We start from the raw sequence: 17,744 nt of genomic DNA, 5'->3' as shown, positions 1-17,744 counted from the left end.
CTCCTTTGCCGGTGAACCGTCGGGGGGTTACCTCCATGGAAAAACAGTGTAGACAACGCTGGGCAAGACTGCTGGCAACAAGCCACCCCACAACCGTTTGTGGGAGCGGGCTTGTGTTTCAGGCTGGGTGGATGGTCAGTGCGGTGGATAGTTGGCGAGGATTCGTGCGACGGTTTCGCGTATCGCATTGCTGCGATCAGCGGGGTTCGTCGTGCGGCTGAGCAGTTGCTCATCGCTGCCACGCCACACTAGTTTGCCGTCCTTGCCATCGAGCAAATCGATCTGGATGGTCGCCACTTTGTAACTGACGCTGCGGGTTTCGTTGTACATCGGCGCGCCCCAGTAGCCATTCCATGGATTACCCCAACCACCGCCATAGTTGGTGGTCACCTGTTGCTGGCGTTCTTCGACGATCAGGTAAGTCTGGACGTCCAAATTACCCTTGCTGCCAGCGGCGGCCGGGCGCAGGCCACGCTGATCCAGTTGATCGGCCACCGATTGACGAATGCGCTGTTCGGTCAGGTCGCTCTTGATCCGTGGGTCGTCGGGGCGATATTGCAGTGCAGGTTCTTTCCAGCTCCAGGTGCGATAGGCGGCGAAGTCGCGGCTGGCATCGAAGTCATTATTGACCTGGTTGGCGGCGCAGGCACTGAGCAGCGCGGCCACAGCCAGTAAAGCGAAACGACGGATCATGATGGTTCTCCGGTTGAAGACATGAACCTGTGAACGCCCTCTCAACGTGAGAAGTTAACTGGGAGGATACGCCGACATGGCCTTTTCCACAGCCTCACGTATCGCATCGGCACGCTCACTCTGACTGCCCCGACTGCCGGTTTCGGCGCTGGCACTCCACACTGGCTGGCCTGTGCCCGCGTCGAACAGATCCACTCGCACCACCACGACCTGTTCCTGATACGTGCGCACGATCGGCACCGTGTTGTACATGCCATAACCGGTGCCGTAGCGGTTGTAGCCGCCATAACCACCGCCGTAATAACCGTAGTCGTCCCGAACCTGGCGCAACCGGGTTTCCAGGTGCAGATCGGCGCTGACAAACAGGTCGGCCGGGCGGGTATTGTCGTGCAGCGGACGCAGGCCGCGCTGATCGAGGGCGTTGCTGACCGCTTCGGCGACCTGGGCCGAGTCTGCCCAGGCGCTGCCCGGTGGCAGCTGCCCGTTGAGCCAGGCCCAGCTGCGGTAACGCCCATAGTCACGCGGCGGTGCCGGGTAGGCGCTGCGGTCGAAGGTGTTGGCCGCCTGAGCCGGTGCCGGCGGCAAGGGCTTGGAGGTCGCCACATAGGGATTGCTGCCCTGGCAGGCCGCCAACCCGAGACAGATCACCAGTAACCCTGAACGACTTTTCATGCTGCGCTCCGATCAGACCGGCCGACAGATCCAGTGCAAATAGCGCCCAAGCCCGGCAAAGCTTGGGTGACGGCGGTGGGCCAGCTCCATTTCGAGCAAGTCCACGAGTTCGGCGCGGGCCTGGAATTCCACTGGCATGTAGTCGTGGAAAACCCGCACCCCACTCTGGCTTTCGACCTGCCACAGGCCCTCAAGTTGCGCCGCCAGTTCGCGCGGATCGAGGGGTTGCTGCGGGGTCAGGCTCTGCTTCTCGCCGGCCATGTCGTTCTTGCGCATCTTGCGGAAATGGCCTTTGAGCAGGTTGCGGTAGATCAGCGCGTCGCGGTTGTAGAAGGCCAGGGAGAGCCAGCCGTCCTGTTTGGTCAGTTGATGCAGCACCGGCAGGATGGCATGGGGTTCGGCAAGCCATTCCAGCACGGCATGGCACAGCACCAGGTCATAGGGCTCGGTGAGCTGGCCGAGCAATTCCTGCCACGGTGCCTGAATGAACGTGGCGCTCTGCCCGGCGTCGGCGAACCGCTGGCGGGCGCCTTCGAGCATCGGTTCGGCGGGTTCGGCAAGCGTGACGTCATGGCCACGCTGGGCCAGCCACAACGACATGTGGCCCAGGCCCGCGCCGATATCCAACACGCGCAGCGGCCGGTCCGGCAGGGTTTCGGCCAGGTCGGCCTGAAGCACCGCCAGGCGGATCGCACCTTTCGCCCCGCCGTAGATTTTTTCGGCAAACCGGGTCGCCAGTTGATCGAAATGACGATCGCTCATCAGCTGAACCTCTTTTCGCTGTCAGCGAGTTTGTTGCGTACCACTTCATTCATGTCCAGCCCCAACTCGCTGCACAGCAGCAATAGATAGAGGACGATGTCACCCACTTCCTGCCCGGCGTGGGCCAGTTTGTCCGCCGGCAACTGGCGCGACTGGTCTTCGGTCAGCCACTGGAAAATCTCCACCAGCTCGGACATTTCCACGCTCGCGGCCATGGCCAGGTTTTTCGGGCTGTGAAATTGCCGCCAGTCGTTGCGGTCACGGATGGCGTGCAGGCGTTCGGTCAGTTCAACAAGGTTCATCGGGCTCTCCTGAAGGCGTATAGCTTCGGGGGGATGACCGGGGATGGCAAGTGGGCAGTTGAATGTGAGAGCGCGGACTTAATCCAGCCCGGATGTTGACTGACAAAACGCCATCGCGCGCAAGCTCGCTCCCACAGGGTCGATGCAACGCTCTATGCTTGTGGGGAACTCGGCACCGTAATCCATGGCCCAAGTCCGGCAAGCACGCCACCACTTACATCAGGACGTTCACGACATGCAGGTAGAAAGTTTCTTCGAATGGCTCGGCCAGGCACTCGGCTCGGTCATCCGGTTTATCGTTGATGGCCTCAGCGGCTTGTTCAACCTGCTGAGCCATGCCGGCAGCAATTTTGTCGAAGGCTTGTCCCGGGCACTGGGCATGGACACATCGATCATCAGCATCATTGCGCTGATCCTGGGGCTGATGCTGTTGTGGTCGGCGATCCGGGCGTTCATGAATGCGTCGATCATCATGGGGATTATCTGGTTGGTGTTGGGCCTTTGGCTGCTGAGCTGGATCATCCACTGACACCGCCGCTCCCACATTAGTACGACACCTCCCGCTACAATGCCCGCTCCTCAAGGAGCCTGCATGTCCAACCTGATTGCCGACTGGCGCGACCGCCCTACCCATCGTCGGGTCTGGGCGCTGGCTGCGCCGATGATTCTTTCGAACATTTCCGTTCCGCTGGTGGCACTGGTCGACAGTACCGTCATCGGCCACCTGCCCCACGCCCATCAGTTGGGCGCCGTCGCGGTCGGGGCCAGCCTGTATACCTTTCTGGCCTGGGGCATGGGCTTTCTGCGCATGGGCACTACCGGTTTTGCCGCCCAGGCCGCCGGGCGCGGGGATGGCGCGGCGTTGCGGCAGATTTTGTTGCAGGGCTTGTTGCTGGCGATGGGGCTGGCGATTGTCTTGGGCGCATTGGGCGTTCCGTTGAGCGGCGTCGCGCTGCACTTCATGCAACCCTCCGCCGAGCTTGACCAGCTCACCCGCGAATTTTTCCATACAAGGCTATTCGGCCTGCCGGCGGCGCTGGCCAGTTATGCGCTGGTAGGCTGGTTCCTGGGCACCCAGAACGCCCGGGCCCCGCTGGCGATTCTGCTGAGCACCAACCTGGTGAACATCGCGCTGAACCTGTGGTTCGTGCTCGGACTGGACTGGGGCGTGGTCGGTGCGGCCCGGGCGTCAGTGATCGCCGAATGGACCGGGGCCCTGATCGGCCTGTTCATGACCCGCAAAGCCCTGCGCGCTTATCCCGGCCACATCGCCTGGGCCGCTCTGGCGCTGTGGCAGAGCTGGCGGCCACTGCTGGCCGTCAACCGCGACATTTTCATCCGCAGCCTGGCGTTGCAATCGGTGTTTTTCCTGATCACCGTGCAGGGCGCACGGCTCGGTGATGCCACCGTCGCCGCCAACGCCCTGCTGCTCAACGGCTTGCTGCTGACGGCCCACGCGCTGGACGGTCTGGCCCATGCCGTGGAAGCCCTGTGCGGGCATGCCATCGGCGCGCGCGATCGAGAGGCGCTGCGTCGCTCATTGGTGGTCGCCTGCGGCTGGTCGTTGCTGGCGAGCCTGGGATTTGCCGTGCTGTTCGCCTTCGCCGGGCATTTGTTCATCGAGATGCAGACCGACATCCAGAGTGTGCGCGACACCGCGTTTATCTACCTGCCCTACCTCGCCGCGCTGCCGCTGATTGCCGTTTGGAGTTACCTGCTCGACGGACTGTTCATCGGCGCCACGCGGGCCCGGGAAATGCGCAACGGCATGCTGCTGACGGTCGTTCTGCTGCTGCCGTTCGCCTGGGCACTGCAAGGTTTTGGCAACCATGGGCTGTGGATAACGTTCCTGTTGTTCATGTTGCTGCGCAGCCTGACCCTCGGTGCTTTCGCCTGGTACTTGCGCAAGAACGACGGCTGGTTCGCGGGCAAGGTTTACTGAGTCGGCGTGGCTCTGATGAAGGCGCTGACCTCATCCAGCACCGGCGCCAAACCCCGCATGGGCCGAGACAGTGTCGCCACCAGCGTGGCGTGGCCGGTGCGGGCGAAATAGAAGTCCTGAACCGGCACTCCGGCCTGGCGCAGCTTGCGCGCCAGGCCGCCAGTGTTACGCGTCGGGTTGACCAGATCGTCGTCGCGCGAAGCCATCAACAACGCCGGCGGCGCGCCTCGACTGACGTGATTGATCGGTTGCGACTGCGGCGGAGAATCCGGCCAGAAAAACACGGGCCGCACGTCCGGATTCTGGATGGGCAGAAAATCATAAGGCCCGGCCAGACCGATCCAGCCGCGCAGATCGTGCGGCGACATCCCCACGGCCCCCAGCAAACCGGGGTCCAACGCCAGCATCGCGACGTTATAGGCCCCGGAGCTGTGGCCCATCAGGTACAACCGTTGCGGGTCACCGGAAAACCTGTGGATGTGATCGTGAGTCCAGGCCACGGCTTTAGCGCCATCCTCCAGGAACAAGGGATAGCGTACCTGTGGATACAGTCGATAGTCCGCCAGCACCGCAACCACTCCACGCGACGCCAGCGCCTCGCCGACAAAAGAGTAATCACTGCGTGAACCGCTGTTCCAGCTGCCGCCGTAGAAAAACACCACCACCGGGGCATTCTCCAGAGGGTGACGAGGCACATACACATCGAGTTTCTGCCGCGGATCATCGCCATAGGCAATCCCTTCGGTCTTGTCGAACGTGTTGTCGGGGGTCAGCGCATTGAGCATTTTCAGCGGTGAACACGCCGTTATCACGGTCAGCAAACAAATGCCCATGGTCAGGCCGAACAGCCAGCGCGTTGTGCTCGCCATCAATGTCGAACCTCGTGTTCAGGGTTGATCGTTCTGCCATAGATTGCGCAAGCTATCGAGACGTTCCTGCTGAGTGATACCCGGTAGCGGCTGCACGGGTGAAGCGTCGGGATACTGCAAGCGTAGCCATAACCAGCCATCGAGCACCGGGCGTTCGCTGAAACCCAGCGCCAGCCCTTCCTGCACGAGGGCCCACAGACTGTTGTAGTCGGTCCCGGTGGACCGGCTCCAATGCCAGACGTGCTGTTCCAGCAGGCAGGTTTGCAAGGTGTCACGCTGCCGGGGCGTGAGGTTTTCTTCGATGGCCAACGGGCTGACGGCAAGCCCGGGATTGAACAACTGCTGCCAACCCTGACTGCCGATTGCCCGGTCGGCCCAGGTCCCGCCGAACCAGCGCAACTGACTGATCGGCCCCAGCCAGCGACTCAATTCCAGGGCATCGCAGGCATCAAAAAAGTAACTGGCGGTGTGGGGGTTGTAGTAACTCAACAAAGCACGGTGATGCAGGCCAAAAGTGACGGTCAGCATGCGACGCAAATGCTCGAGCAACTGCGACGGCGAAGCCTCACTGACCAATAACAAACCGCTCCAGAGGTGCGGTTCGCGCAGGCACAGCTCGGCCAACGTCGGGCATTCCTTGAGGTCGACCAACAGCGGACCGTGCTCGCGTAACGGCTGCAACTCGGTGCTATCGAACAGCCAGAACCGTCGGGCCTGCGCAAACTGCTGGATCAGCCTCGCGCCGGCGCGGGGCTGCCCCGGTACGTCGAGCAACAGCCATTGTGCGGTTGAGTCCGGCGCCTGAGCGACGATCATGCCGCACCGCTCTGGCCAAGCCTTGTCGCGGCCCGGCAGGTGCAAAAAGCTTGCGCGCAATGGCTGAAACTACCCCCGCCAGGCAAAAGACACAGCAGCACGATCGGTTCGCTGGATTGCAACAAACGCAGCAATCCGACGCTGGCAGTGTCGGCATCTGTTGTCGTGGTGGGTGGAGGTTCGGACAAGCCTGACGCGTGGGTGAAAGAGGGGCCGGGAAGATACCCGGTGATTAACGGTTGATCCGGATCACCTTCGATAAAGCTCACCAGTACCTGCGCGCCTTCTCTCAACGGCTTGGCATGCGCGCCGCCCAACTCCAGCGCCAATGGCAGCCAACAGTGGCTGGGCGCAGCGCCTTCGCCCTGATAGACCCAGTCAAATTGCACGGCAACGGGCCTGGTTGAATCGGGTTGCGGCTCATCGACATCGACCACCCACGCCCGCTGCAGGCTGTGCATCCTGGGGTTCATGACCGAATGAGGCGCCGCAAGCGGTACAGCCCCGGCAACGCGGATCTTGTTGCCGTAGGCAAACCCCGGTGTCTGCCCACCCTGATGCTCGACCTGGATCAGCAGCCAGCGACGGTTCCAGTCCGTACACGGATGGCCGGACAGCAGAACCCGCTGGCCGCTGCGCAACGTGGTCAAATTCGTCTGACCTTCGCCCGCCTGCGTGTTGCCGTGAACCTTGAAGCGGCGCACCCCAGGCTGTTCGGGGTCGGGTGCAAAAACCATCTCGGCGCCCTGCTGAAAGGGCCCCTGCCTATCACCAACTACCAGACAGTGCCCGCGCGGGTGATGCTCGAAGTGGTAATGGAGCCGTTCCTGGGCACACAGGCGCTGGAGAAACTGCAGATCCGATTCCCGGTACTGCGTGCAGAAATCACGCGGCGGGTAATCGCCGCTCAAATCAAAGCGCCGATTCTTACCGGTAATGCCATGCTCCTTGAGCACCTGGGCGAGGATTTCGGGCACTGAACGGTTGCTGAAGATGCGCTGGCTGAAACGCTGGGCAAGGCAAGCCAGTTTCGGCTTCAGGCGCACACGGCAAAGCCTGGGCGCAGCACCATGACCCGTCTGGACGAGCTCATGCAACTGCCCGTGAAAACCGGTCCCCGGCGGCCCGAAATGCAAAAAGGCCGGACGGTACAGCAGGCTTGCCAGGTCCAGTGTCGGGTCTTCGATCAGCAGATCCACGTCAAACACAAAGGGTTCGCTGATCGCTTCACTGCCGGTAAAGGCCAAGACCTCAACGGGGTCGGGCAGACCCTCTACATCCAGACGAAATGACGGCTCGTTGACTGGATCGAACATCGGCGATTCTCTACAGGAGGGGCGGCCGGGGATTCTCTCCGAGAGAGTTGGCCGAGTAGAGAGCCGAAGTACAACTTAGGAAATGACCTACGCGAAAAAAGGACCACGTCGCTTGGATAGCGAGGATGTGAGCCATTTCGCTTGAATTCAGGGAGGCGTCCCACCAGGTCATCTGAAATTTCCGCAGCGCGCGGAACATTTTCCGACAACCTGATGAGACCAGTGCCTTACCTCAAGAAGACAGGTAAGACGAACGGGTCAGGCCCAGGCGCAGAGCGTCGAGGAACTGGGTGCGCTCGGCGGCAGTGATGCGTGCACTTGCGCACTTGTCGCGGTAGTGGGTCATCAGTTCTTCCGGCGACAAGTGCACGTAACGCAGCATGTCTTCGATGGTGTCGTGGGTTTCGATACCCGCGTGGTACACGCTACCGTCGGCGTTCTGGTAGATGTTCACCGAGTCGGTGTCACCGAACAGGTTGTGCATGTCGCCGAGAATTTCCTGGTAGGCGCCGACCAGGAAGATACCCAGCAGGTAGTCCTCACCTTCGTTCAAACCGTGGACTGGCAGACTGGTTTCGATGCTCTGCTCGTCGACGTATTGCTTGATCTTGCCGTCGGAGTCACAGGTCAGATCCTGCAGCACGGCGCGGCGCAGCGGCTCTTCGTCGAGACGGTGCAGCGGCAGAATCGGCAGGACCTGGCCGATGGCCCAGGTGTCCGGCAGGCTCTGGAAGACCGAGAAGTTGCAGATGTACTTGTCGGCCAGCTTGTCGTTGAGTTCGTCGAGCACCTGACGGTGCGAACGCTGACGCGCCTTCAACGAGTTGTGCAGGCGACGGCACACGGCGAAGTAGCATTGCTCGGCCAGGGCTTTCTCGGCCAGGGTCAGCTTGCCATCGGCGTACTGGGTGGCCACATCGCTCATGTAGTGCGTGGCGCGCCAGTAGGTTTCGGTGACCATCTCGATGTCGGTCGGGCCCAACAGGTCAACCAGCCACTGCACGGTCTCCGGCAGCTCTTCTTTGTTGTCGATCTTCGGCACGTCGTCGTTGTGCTTCTCGACGTCGGTCACTTGCACCACCAGCATGGCGTGGTGAGCGGTCAGCGAGCGGCCGCTTTCGGAGAAGATGTTCGGGTGCGGCAGGCTCTGCGCATCGCAGAACTCCTTGAGCATCCCGACCACGACACCGGCGTAATCGTCCATGTCGTAGTTGATCGAACTGGCGTTGCGCGAGTGCGTGCCGTCGTAGTCGACGCCCAGACCGCCACCGACGTCGATGTGGTCAACCGGCAAGCCGAGGTTACGCAGTTCGCCGTAGTAACGAATCGCTTCCTTGAAGCCGTGCTGGTAGTCCGCCAGGTTGGCGATCTGCGAACCCATGTGGAAGTGCAACAGGCGAATGCCTTGATCCAGGCCAGCCGCGCGGAAACGCTCGACCACCGACAACAGCTGCGCCGCCGACAGACCGAACTTGGACTTCTCACCGCCGGTGTCCGCCCACTTGCTTGAGGCCAGGGACGACAGACGCACGCGCAGGCCGACTTGAGGCTTGACCTTCAGCGAGGCGGCTTCTTCGATCACCAGGCCGACTTCGGATTCTTTCTCGATCACGATGAACACGTTGTGGCCCAGCTTCTGGCCCATCAGCGCCAGTCGGATGAACTCGCGGTCCTTGTAACCGTTGCAAACGATGGTGCCGCCCTTTGGCGCCAGGGCCAATACGGCCAGCAGCTCAGGCTTGGAGCCGGCTTCCAGGCCGATGGACACATCCTGGGTGGCGATGATGTTTTCGATCACCGCTTCCTGCTGGTTCACCTTGATCGGGTACAGCGCGGTGTACTTGCTCTGGTATTCCAGGCGCTCGATGTTGGCGTCGAACGCGCCGGTCAGCTGACGCACGCGGTCTTGCAGAATGTCAGGGAAACGCACCAGCAGCGGCAAGGACAGGCCGCTTTTGCGCAGCTGGTCGACTTGCTCGAAGAGGTCGATAGGCGAACTGGTCGGACCGTTCGGACGAACTTCGACGCGACCGGCGTCATTGATCGCGAAATACCCGGCCCCCCAATGGCGAATCCCGTAAACACTGCGGCTGTCCGCAACTGTCCATTGGCTGCCATCGTCTTTGCGTGTGCGTCGTACGGACATTGAAGTCCCCTATAAAGAAGTCATAGAGCGTCGCCTGGGTTCAGGCCGGCGCAGTCTAAAGAATGAAAATGACGATTAGCCTGCATGCAAGGGCCATAGACCTCACATTCAGCGCTGAGTTTAGAAACCGGTCAGAACAGGCTCTGTGAAAACCATGTAGACGACGCCAGGCCAGAGTTGAATCAGGACTGGATCAAGCCGAGGGTGGTTTTCACAGAGGCTGCTAGCCGCCGGACTTCTTCGCTTTAAAACCCAGCTTGATCAGTTCAGCCAAGAGTAGCTCGACATGATCGCCCTGGATTTCGATGATTCCGTCTTTCAACGCACCCCCGGTGCCACAGCGTTTCTTCAACGTGGTGGCCAGGTCCTTGAGCGCTTCTTCCGCCAACGGCACGCCGGTGATGGTGGTCACCGTCTTGCCGCCACGCCCCTTGCTTTCGCGACGCACGCGAGCGATGCCGTCGCCAGCCGGGATAACGGTCTGTTTGCAGATGCAGGCGTCCACCGGTTTACTGCAATCCGGGCAATGACGACCTGCGTCGGTGGAAAATACCAGGCCACCAAGGGCGGCGAAGGATGCGGCTTTTTTGGCCACCGGCAATCCTCTTGGGAGGACAAAGACTGGTCGCGGCAACTTGGGAAGCTGCCATCGACCGCGAAGCCCCACTCAGGCAGGGGCAGCGCTACTGGGCCAGGCAACGCTGGCTCAGTTTGAAAAGGTCGCGCAGTGTAACGGCAAAAAGCCGACTTGCTAAGAGCCAATCGGCGCCAATTTACTGCTCTTTTGCGACGCCCTTCCCAAGGGCGCGCAGATAACGCTTCAACGCGGCCAGGGAGTCCGGGCAATAAGGCTTTTGCTGGATTTCCAGCATGACCTGCTCGATGGGGATGAAACGCGCTTCCAGCACCTCTTCCGGTTGCAGGATCAACGGGCCGTCCCACACCGCCGAAAACGCCGAACACCAGAGACGATTGCCGGTGTCCTCGAAGAAGAAGTGATCATGGGCGGTCAACTCCACACCGCTCACGCCCAACTCTTCTTCCAGCTCACGGGCAGCCGATTCGACGTACGTCTCGGTGGCGAGCACCATGCCGCCGGCCGCCACATCCCAGTAACCGGGGTAAATGGCTTTGCTCAGGGTTCGACGGTGAACGCACAGTTCACCGACCGAGTTGAACAGCATGATGTAGGTGCCACGCCCGATCAGCCCCCGCTCGCGCAGGTCGGAACGGACCAGGGCGCCGAGCAGGTTGTCCTGTTCGTCGACCCAGGCGATGTGTTCGGCATCCGAGGCCGCGCGATGGGCAGCCTCTTTGGCGTTATCGACCATGACTCAGCCCTGATTGAGCAATTGACGCAGATCGATCACTGCCGCGTTGGCACGGGAGATGTAGTTGGCCATGACCAGCGAATGGTTGGCCAGCACACCGAAGCCGCTGCCGTTGAGGATCATCGGGCTCCAGACCGGCTCTTGCGAGGCTTCCAGCTCACGAATGATCTGACGCACGCTGACCGTGGCGTTCTTCTTGGCCAGCACATCGGCGAAATCGACTTCGATGGCGCGCAGCAAGTGGGACAGCGCCCAAGCCTGGCCGCGGGCTTCATAGAACACGTTATCGATCTGCATCCACGGGGTTTCGACGATTTCTTCATCGACCTGTGGCACCTGACCCGGCGCAAGGACTTCGGTTTTCAGCGCGGTGTTGAGTTTGACTCGGCCCACGCTGGCCGACAGCCGTTGCGACAGCGAACCCAGACGGGTGCCGACATCGCCCAGCCAGTTGTTCAGGTTGTCGGCGCGGGCATAGAACAGCGCACTTTTCTGACTCGGATCGGACAGGCGTGCCTGGTAACGGCTCAGGGAATTGATGCCTTCCTGGTATTCGGACTCACTGGAGGGCAGCACCCAGCTCTTGTTGTCGAAGTTGAAACGCGGCTCGGCCTTGGCCAGGTCAGCGTCCTCGGTGGACTGCGACTGGGAACGGGCGAAGTCCTTACGCATTGCACGACTCAGGTCGCGAACCTGGACCAGCACGCCATATTCCCAGCTCGGCGTATTGTCCATCCACAGACCCGGCGGGAAACGGTCGTTGGAAATATAGCCACCTGGCTTGCTCAGCAATGTACCAGCGACAGTCTTGAGGGTTTCCACAGTGGTGTACCCGACCACCATTTGCTTGCCTTCTTTCTCGGCCGCCACTTGCGCATTCTGTTGAACCGGGAACAGTGCCGGCTCCTGGCTCCAATACCAGCCCAGCCCGATCGTCACCAGCAGGTAAAGGCCAATCAGCGTCGCCAGCGCCCGGCTGAACAACAGGCCGCCGACGTAACTGCGGGTGGCCGATTTCGGTTCAGCGGCACGTTCAGGCGCGCTGCCCGCGCGATTCTTCCAGTCCAGCATGGCGATATCCTTTCAATCACTTGAGTTCATCGGTTCGACCACAACCCTACGCCATCGTGCCTCGTTTGCCGCGCATTAAATCCTGCGGGAAATGGCGGGACTTACAATGACCGCGATCAGGGGCCACTATAAATGAAGCTCAGCCGCGAGCCTATGCGACCATCCAGTCAGAAACTGAATAAGGCCGCTTTGCAGATTATTGACACACGATGCTCATGGGATTGAAAAGAGGTGCTAGCATAGAGCCACCAGTCGATCTCAGCATGCACCCTAACTAGTAGTCAGGATATGACCGAGCCAGAAGACCCCAGCCGTGAGCGCCTCAAGCACCACTTTGCCCAGCGGGTAATTCATCAGGCACGTCAGATTCTTGAGATATGGCAGCGCCTGCAACGCAGCGAGTGGTCCAACACCGATTTGTCGGAACTGAGCGAGGCCAACCTGCGCCTGCTGCGCTTTGCCGAGCGTTTCGAACAACCGGAACACACGCAACTGGCGCGTCACATCGGCCAGTCGCTGGAGGCTGTCGACGCCAATCGCGGACGCCTGAGCAGTGGCCTGATCACCGACCTCAATCGCTTGATGCAGCGCCTGTCGCGCACCGGCCTGCGCCACGGCGATCAGCTCGAACAAACCTTTCTGCCACCGCTGCGCAAGCCGATCTACGTGATGTTGCAGGATCACGACCGCGCCGAGCGCCTGGCCAAGCAGCTGGAGTTTTTCGGGCTCAGCGCCCAATCCCTGGACAGCGTTGCGGCGTTTCGCTCCTCTATGATCGAGCGTCTGCCCGCCGCCATCGTCATGGACGTGGACTTCAGTGGCGCCGGCATCGGCCTGAAACTGGCCGCCGAAGCTCAGGTCGGACTGGATGAGCCTTTACCGCTGTTGTTCTTCAGCTTGCTCGAAACAGACACCCCGACCCGCCTCGCCGCCGTGCGCGCCGGTGGCCAGGAGTTTCTCACCGGCACCCTCGAAGCCTCAAGCCTGCTGGAGAAGATCGAAGTCCTGACCTGCGTCGCCCAGTACGAACCTTATAAAGTGCTGATCATCGACGACTCCCGCGCTCAGGCCTTGCACACCGAGCGCCTGCTGAACAGCGCCGGAATCGTCACGCGCACCCTGATCGACCCGATTCAGGCCATGGCCGAACTGGCGGACTTTCAGCCGGACCTGATCATCCTCGACATGTACATGCCGACCTGCACCGGCACGGAACTGGCCAAGGTGATCCGGCACAACGACCGCTACGTGAGCGTACCGATCATTTACCTGTCCGCCGAAGACGATCTGGACAAGCAACTCGACGCCATGAGCGAAGGCGGCGACGACTTCCTGACCAAACCGATCAAGCCGCGGCACCTGATCACCACTGTGCGCAACCGCGCGGCGCGGGCACGCAATCTGAAAGCACGGATGGTGCGCGACAGCCTGACCGGTTTGTACAACCACACCCACATCCTGCAATTGCTCGAGGACTGCAGCTTCCGCGCCCGCCGCGAGAGCAAGCCGTTGAGTTTTGCGATGCTCGACATCGACCACTTCAAACGGGTCAACGACAGCCACGGCCACCCCATGGGCGACCGGGTCATCAAGAGCCTGGCGCTGTTTCTCAAGCAGCGGTTGCGCAAAACAGATTTCATCGGCCGCTACGGTGGCGAGGAATTCGCCATCGTCATGCCGGACACCGATCTCGAAGCGGCCCACAGAGTGCTCGATGAAATCCGTCAGCGGTTTGCCGAAATCCACTACCCGGCCCAGCCCCAGGATTTGTGGTGCACGTTCAGCGCCGGGGTGGTGGAGCTGTGCGACCACTCCGACAGCCTGATGATGGCCAGCCAGGCGGACGAAGCGCTGTACCGCGCCAAGGACGGTGGACGCAACCGCGTGCAGGCTGCGCGGACATCAAAGCAAAGTGCCACTTTTTCATCGGAATGGACCCATTCGGTCATAACCCTGTAACAGAAACGCAATAACTTCAGGCGCTTACCATTCTGCCGTTGGTAGACCCGCGATGCGCCTGAAGCTGCTGACCAATCTCAACACCCTCCTTTTAGTCGCCGTATGCGTGGCCCTTGGCGCGACGCTCTGGTGGTCGCAAAAAGCCCTCGAACGCCCCTATCTGCTGATGGAGCGTTACCTCGGTTTGTCCCAGCAATTTCAAAATGAAGTGGCGCGCAACGTCGAGGATTATCTCGCCAGCGGCGATGCCCTGCGCCTGAGCAGCGCCAGCCAGGCCATCGACAGCCTGCAAAAGGAACTCGGTGAATTACCGCCAGCCCTGGCCGACACCTTGCGTCCGAGCCTGTCGAACCTGAGTGAATTCAGCAAGACCGACCTGCTGGCTGCCGGCAAACTTGCCGGGGACCCTCAAGCCTTGCTGCTGCAAGCTGAACGTGAACTCGGCGCCAGCCTCGATCAGCTCAGCCAATACGCCAGCGGGAACGCAGCGTACCTCGCGCCCTTGCTCGCCGCGTCCCAGCACCTGGGCAAACTGTCGCTGGCGCGGGACAAACTGGTCAGCAGCGGTCGCAGTGAACTGGCCGCCGATGTCGAACGCGAAGTCGCCAGCATTCGTGCGCAGGCCGAGCTGATAGGCGCCTTGCCGCTGCTCGGGGTGGCCGCCAGCAGCGAATCCGGCACCGATGATTTCGCCGCGATGATGGGGCTGGAGAACACCGAAAAAACCGTCGCAGAAGATGCCGGTGTCGCCCTCAAACGGGAACTCAACAGCTTGCTGACGCGTTACCCCGCTGAACTGGCGCGCACTCGCGAGCAAATCCAGAAACGCACCGACCTCAGCACCGCGACGCACCTGAAGATCGCCGACGTACAGCACGCCATTGCCGGACTGGAGCCGGTGGTCCGCGCCCAGCACGGGCAGATCCAGGGCGAAGTACGCTTGATGCAAGGCGTGATGATCGGCCTGATTCTGCTGATCGCCTTGTTGATCGACACCTTGCAACGCAAGCTGGCCCGGACACTGACCAACCTCGCCCCGGCCCTGTCGACCTGGGCCGAAGGCGACTTCAGCCAGGAAATTCAATTGGGCAAGACCAATCGCGAACTGCATGACATTGAAGCCTCGCTCAACCGCTTGCGCGCATACCTGGCGGACCTGGTCGGGACTATTCGTCTCAATGCCGAGCAGGTCGCCGGCAGTAGCCGCACTTTGGCCGAGTTGAGCAACGACCTGCACAGCGGTGCCGAACATCAGGCCGGCGACACCGCGCTGATCCGCGATTCTCTCGGCGAACTGGAAGCAACGATCCAACAAGTTGCTGGCGATGCCAGCCAGGCCGCCGACGCCAGTCGTCATGCCGGAATCGCGGTCGAGCATGGCCAGAAAGTTATCGGCCTGAGCCTCACCGGCCTGCATGCGCTGGTGGGTGAAGTGCAAGGCAATGCGCAGATGATCGAACACCTGGCAGAAGAATCGGCGACCATCGGCGGCGTGCTGACGGTCATCCGCTCAATTGCCGACCAGACCAACCTGCTGGCCCTGAACGCCGCCATCGAAGCCGCCCGCGCCGGGGAAATGGGTCGTGGGTTTGCGGTGGTGGCGGAAGAGGTTCGCTCGTTGGCGCAACGCACGGCCGGGGCCACCGCAGAGATCCAGACCTTGATCGCCGGCCTGCAAACCGCCGCGCGGCAATCGGTGGAAGGCATGCGCGCCCAGGTCGAACACGCCGAAGCCACGGCCAATCAGGCTCAGGCTGCCGACGGTGCATTGGATAAAATCGTCGGGGCGATCCAGACCATTTCCGACACCGCCGTGCGCATTGCCGATGTCACTGCGCAGCAGAGTGGTGCGGTCAGTGAGATCCGTGATCACAGTGAGCGAATTCACCAATTGGGTGGGGATAATTTGTTGCGCATTGGCGAGGGGCGCGTGCAAGGGGAGAACCTGCTGGTGTTGGGCGCACGCTTGCATACCGCCGTTCAAGCCTTCCGCGTCTGATAGACCGCCATGCCTCGCTCCTACAGGGGCGGGGCAATCCGCGCGACTGTCCGCTATCATGCCCCCAATTCCGATACGCGAGATTGTCATGCGCCGTTTGCTCTGCCTGCTGCTTTTAGTGCTCGCCCTGCCGGCAAACGCCGCCGGGTTGCTGGAGAGTCGACCCAGTTCCACCTTGGGCTCGATCAACAACAGTGCCGACTTCCTGCCGGTGCGCGAGGCATTTCAGCTGAGCCTGGTCGACAGCACGCCGCAATCGATCAAGCTGCGTTTTGTCGCCGCCGAGGGTTACTACCTCTATCGGCACCGCTTTCAGTTTCGCGCCGAACCGGCCGAAGTTGGCCTTGGCTCGGCGCAATTGCCCAAGGGCGAACAAAAGCACGATGAGTACTTTGGCGACGTCGAGGTCTATCACGGCGTGCTCGACGTCGAAGTGCCGCGCACCGATCCCCGCGCCTTCACGCTGGCCGTGACCTATCAGGGCTGCGCCGACAAAGGCCTGTGTTATCCGCCTGAAACCGAACGACTGAACATAGATGGCATTGGCGCAACGACGCCCGCCACGGCCCAGAGCTGGAGCTGGCGCGAGCTCGCCTTGTTCTTCCTTGCGGGTCTGGGCCTGACCTTCACCCCGTGCGTACTGCCGATGCTGCCGATCCTCTCCGGCGTGGTGTTGCGCGGCCAGATCGGTGGGTTGCGCGGTTTTAATCTGTCGCTCGCGTATGTATTGCCCATGGCCGCCTGCTTCGCCCTGCTGGGTGCGTTGATGGGAATGTTCGGCGCCCAGCTCAACCTTCAGGCGCGTCTGCAATCGGCGTGGGTGCTGGTGCCGTTCGCGATGTTTTTTGCGGTGTTTGCCCTCGCGATGTTTGGCGTGTTCGAACTCAAGCTGCCACATGCCATCAGCAGTCGCCTGGACCGGATCGCCGGGCGTACCGAAGGCGGTTCGTTATGGGGCGCCGCGGTCCTGGGCGTGGTGTCCAGCCTGCTGGTGTCGCCCTGCGTGTCGGCGCCGCTGGCCGGTGCGTTGCTTTATATCAGCGCCAGCGGCGATGCACTGGGGGGAGGCTTGAAACTGTTCATGCTCGGCCTCGGCATGGGGGCGCCGTTGTTACTCGTGGCCACCGGCGGCGCAGCCTGGCTGCCGAAAAGCGGGCCGTGGCTGGTCTATGTAAAAAATGCCATTGGCGTGTTGTTGCTGGGATTGGCAATCGGGCTGGTCAGTCGCGTATTGCCGGGGCAAATCACCTTGCTGCTGATCGGTTTGCTGGCCGGTGGCGTCGGTTTGTTCATGGGCGCGCTGGAATTCGTCTACAAACCGCCACGAAAACGCCTCGGCCAACTGCTCGGGATGTTTCTGCTGTTTTACGCACTAGCCTGTTGGTTCGGGGCGTTCAGCGGGCAGACCGACCCGTTCAACCCGATTGGCCAACCGCGCATCATTGCCGGCACCGAACAGCCGCAAAACACCAGCGCCTGGCAAACCATCAGCACTCCGGCAGACCTGGATCGCGTCCTAGCCGAGGCCAAATCCGCCAACACCCCGCTGCTGCTCGACTGGTACGCCGACTGGTGCATCAGCTGCAAAGTCATCGAACGCGAAGTGCTCAACGACGCCACCGTCATCGAACGCCTGAAAGGCTATCGCCTCGTGCGTTTCGATATCACTGCCAGCAACGCCGAACAACGTGCCCTGCTCGATCGCTACAAACTGTTCGGCCCTCCGGCCCTGATGTTTTTCGGCAAGGACGGTGTCGAACGCGCCGATGTGCGAGTGATCGGCGAGATCAGCGCGACAGACTTCGCCGAACGTGTTGCGAAAGCAAATGACCGGATTTAACAGGCCGGTCACATATTTCGCGCAAA

General features: G+C 61.4%; 16 protein-coding genes. 5 read left to right on the top strand and 11 right to left on the bottom strand.

The window, feature by feature from the left end; all coding sequences use genetic code 11:
- Window positions 1–135: 135 nt before the first annotated feature.
- The 4 genes from RHP74_RS03570 to RHP74_RS03555 are packed head-to-tail and all read right to left on the bottom strand — an operon-like array spanning window position 136 to window position 2,429.
- Window positions 136–693 carry a DUF4136 domain-containing protein gene (locus RHP74_RS03570; protein ID WP_010463848.1) on the bottom strand — a complete coding sequence of 186 codons (558 nt, stop codon included), beginning with the start codon at window positions 691–693 and terminating at the stop codon, window positions 136–138.
- Between the two features lie 54 nt (window positions 694–747).
- Window positions 748–1,365, bottom strand: coding sequence for a DUF4136 domain-containing protein (locus RHP74_RS03565; protein ID WP_282410978.1), 618 nt, complete (start codon window positions 1,363–1,365; stop codon window positions 748–750).
- A 12-nt stretch (window positions 1,366–1,377) separates the two neighbouring features.
- Window positions 1,378–2,127 (bottom strand): methyltransferase domain-containing protein, encoded by a 750-nt coding sequence (locus RHP74_RS03560; RefSeq protein WP_010463853.1) that lies wholly within the window; start codon window positions 2,125–2,127, stop codon window positions 1,378–1,380.
- Entirely contained in the window at window positions 2,127–2,429 is a 303-nt protein-coding gene (locus RHP74_RS03555; RefSeq protein WP_010463855.1) for a MazG-like family protein, read from the bottom strand. The genes RHP74_RS03560 and RHP74_RS03555 overlap by 1 nt, the downstream gene beginning before the upstream one ends.
- A 235-nt stretch (window positions 2,430–2,664) precedes the next feature.
- On the opposite strand from RHP74_RS03555, the gene RHP74_RS03550 reads away from it, so the two are divergent.
- Together RHP74_RS03550 and RHP74_RS03545 are read left to right on the top strand one after the other, a co-directional pair.
- Window positions 2,665–2,958: a hypothetical protein gene (locus tag RHP74_RS03550; protein ID WP_010463857.1), complete on the top strand. Its 294-nt coding sequence runs from the start codon at window positions 2,665–2,667 to the stop codon at window positions 2,956–2,958.
- 63 nt (window positions 2,959–3,021) lie between these two features.
- The gene (locus RHP74_RS03545) at window positions 3,022–4,371 is read left to right on the top strand and encodes an MATE family efflux transporter (RefSeq protein WP_083375133.1); all 1,350 of its coding nucleotides are present in this window, start codon (window positions 3,022–3,024) and stop codon (window positions 4,369–4,371) included.
- Here the strand turns inward: RHP74_RS03545 and RHP74_RS03540 are convergent.
- The 7 genes from RHP74_RS03540 to RHP74_RS03510 all read right to left on the bottom strand — a co-directional run bounded on the left by RHP74_RS03540 (window position 4,365) and on the right by RHP74_RS03510 (window position 11,920).
- Complete coding sequence (locus RHP74_RS03540) at window positions 4,365–5,240, bottom strand: alpha/beta hydrolase (RefSeq protein WP_311097864.1); 876 nt, start codon at window positions 5,238–5,240, stop codon at window positions 4,365–4,367. The two genes, RHP74_RS03545 and RHP74_RS03540, sit on opposite strands and share 7 nt — an antisense overlap.
- Before the next feature lie 18 nt (window positions 5,241–5,258).
- Complete coding sequence (locus tag RHP74_RS03535) at window positions 5,259–6,056, bottom strand: DUF4123 domain-containing protein (RefSeq protein ID WP_311097863.1); 798 nt, start codon at window positions 6,054–6,056, stop codon at window positions 5,259–5,261.
- Window positions 6,053–7,372 carry a contractile injection system protein, VgrG/Pvc8 family gene (locus RHP74_RS03530; protein WP_311097861.1) on the bottom strand — a complete coding sequence of 440 codons (1,320 nt, stop codon included), beginning with the start codon at window positions 7,370–7,372 and terminating at the stop codon, window positions 6,053–6,055. Before RHP74_RS03530 ends, RHP74_RS03535 begins: the two co-directional genes overlap by 4 nt.
- A 232-nt stretch (window positions 7,373–7,604) precedes the next feature.
- The gene (gene speA, locus RHP74_RS03525) at window positions 7,605–9,518 is read right to left on the bottom strand and encodes an arginine decarboxylase (RefSeq protein WP_010463866.1); all 1,914 of its coding nucleotides are present in this window, start codon (window positions 9,516–9,518) and stop codon (window positions 7,605–7,607) included.
- Window positions 9,519–9,741: 223 nt separating this feature from the next.
- Window positions 9,742–10,113 (bottom strand): translation initiation factor Sui1, encoded by a 372-nt coding sequence (locus RHP74_RS03520; RefSeq protein WP_010463867.1) that lies wholly within the window; start codon window positions 10,111–10,113, stop codon window positions 9,742–9,744.
- A gap of 178 nt (window positions 10,114–10,291) precedes the next feature.
- Complete coding sequence (locus RHP74_RS03515; protein ID WP_169857593.1) at window positions 10,292–10,849, bottom strand: NUDIX hydrolase; 558 nt, start codon at window positions 10,847–10,849, stop codon at window positions 10,292–10,294.
- Window positions 10,850–10,852: 3 nt separating this feature from the next.
- Complete coding sequence (locus RHP74_RS03510) at window positions 10,853–11,920, bottom strand: DUF2333 family protein (protein WP_010463871.1); 1,068 nt, start codon at window positions 11,918–11,920, stop codon at window positions 10,853–10,855.
- Between the two features lie 288 nt (window positions 11,921–12,208).
- Here RHP74_RS03510 and gcbA point away from each other — a divergent pair, with 288 nt between their 5' ends.
- The 3 genes from gcbA to RHP74_RS03495 all read left to right on the top strand — a co-directional run bounded on the left by gcbA (window position 12,209) and on the right by RHP74_RS03495 (window position 17,718).
- Window positions 12,209–13,879: a diguanylate cyclase GcbA gene (gcbA, locus tag RHP74_RS03505; RefSeq protein WP_010463874.1), complete on the top strand. Its 1,671-nt coding sequence runs from the start codon at window positions 12,209–12,211 to the stop codon at window positions 13,877–13,879.
- A 52-nt stretch (window positions 13,880–13,931) separates the two neighbouring features.
- Entirely contained in the window at window positions 13,932–15,878 is a 1,947-nt protein-coding gene (locus RHP74_RS03500) for a methyl-accepting chemotaxis protein (RefSeq protein WP_311097856.1), read from the top strand.
- A gap of 88 nt (window positions 15,879–15,966) precedes the next feature.
- Window positions 15,967–17,718, top strand: coding sequence for a protein-disulfide reductase DsbD (locus tag RHP74_RS03495; RefSeq protein ID WP_311097854.1), 1,752 nt, complete (start codon window positions 15,967–15,969; stop codon window positions 17,716–17,718).
- The last annotated feature ends 26 nt before the right edge of the window (window positions 17,719–17,744 follow it).

The organism is Pseudomonas sp. SG20052 (genome assembly GCF_031766055.1).
GTDB classification, from domain to species: Bacteria; Pseudomonadota; Gammaproteobacteria; order Pseudomonadales; family Pseudomonadaceae; genus Aquipseudomonas; species Aquipseudomonas mandelii.
This window is presented reverse-complemented; position numbering and strand designations above follow the sequence as displayed.

What these genes read in the sequence shown, in the direction of transcription:
- RHP74_RS03540 (WP_311097864.1), bottom strand. Translation starts at nt 5,240, where the DNA reads ATGGCGAGCACAACGCGCTGGCTGTTCGGCCTGACCATGGGCATTTGT.
- RHP74_RS03530 (WP_311097861.1), bottom strand. Translation starts at nt 7,372, where the DNA reads ATGTTCGATCCAGTCAACGAGCCGTCATTTCGTCTGGATGTAGAGGGT.
- RHP74_RS03495 (WP_311097854.1), top strand. Translation starts at nt 15,967, where the DNA reads ATGCGCCGTTTGCTCTGCCTGCTGCTTTTAGTGCTCGCCCTGCCGGCA.
- speA (WP_010463866.1), bottom strand. Translation starts at nt 9,518, where the DNA reads ATGTCCGTACGACGCACACGCAAAGACGATGGCAGCCAATGGACAGTT.
- RHP74_RS03570 (WP_010463848.1), bottom strand. Translation starts at nt 693, where the DNA reads ATGATCCGTCGTTTCGCTTTACTGGCTGTGGCCGCGCTGCTCAGTGCC.
- RHP74_RS03550 (WP_010463857.1), top strand. Translation starts at nt 2,665, where the DNA reads ATGCAGGTAGAAAGTTTCTTCGAATGGCTCGGCCAGGCACTCGGCTCG.
- RHP74_RS03565 (WP_282410978.1), bottom strand. Translation starts at nt 1,365, where the DNA reads ATGAAAAGTCGTTCAGGGTTACTGGTGATCTGTCTCGGGTTGGCGGCC.
- RHP74_RS03555 (WP_010463855.1), bottom strand. Translation starts at nt 2,429, where the DNA reads ATGAACCTTGTTGAACTGACCGAACGCCTGCACGCCATCCGTGACCGC.
- RHP74_RS03560 (WP_010463853.1), bottom strand. Translation starts at nt 2,127, where the DNA reads ATGAGCGATCGTCATTTCGATCAACTGGCGACCCGGTTTGCCGAAAAA.
- RHP74_RS03510 (WP_010463871.1), bottom strand. Translation starts at nt 11,920, where the DNA reads ATGCTGGACTGGAAGAATCGCGCGGGCAGCGCGCCTGAACGTGCCGCT.
- gcbA (WP_010463874.1), top strand. Translation starts at nt 12,209, where the DNA reads ATGACCGAGCCAGAAGACCCCAGCCGTGAGCGCCTCAAGCACCACTTT.
- RHP74_RS03535 (WP_311097863.1), bottom strand. Translation starts at nt 6,056, where the DNA reads ATGATCGTCGCTCAGGCGCCGGACTCAACCGCACAATGGCTGTTGCTC.
- RHP74_RS03545 (WP_083375133.1), top strand. Translation starts at nt 3,022, where the DNA reads ATGTCCAACCTGATTGCCGACTGGCGCGACCGCCCTACCCATCGTCGG.
- RHP74_RS03500 (WP_311097856.1), top strand. Translation starts at nt 13,932, where the DNA reads ATGCGCCTGAAGCTGCTGACCAATCTCAACACCCTCCTTTTAGTCGCC.
- RHP74_RS03515 (WP_169857593.1), bottom strand. Translation starts at nt 10,849, where the DNA reads ATGGTCGATAACGCCAAAGAGGCTGCCCATCGCGCGGCCTCGGATGCC.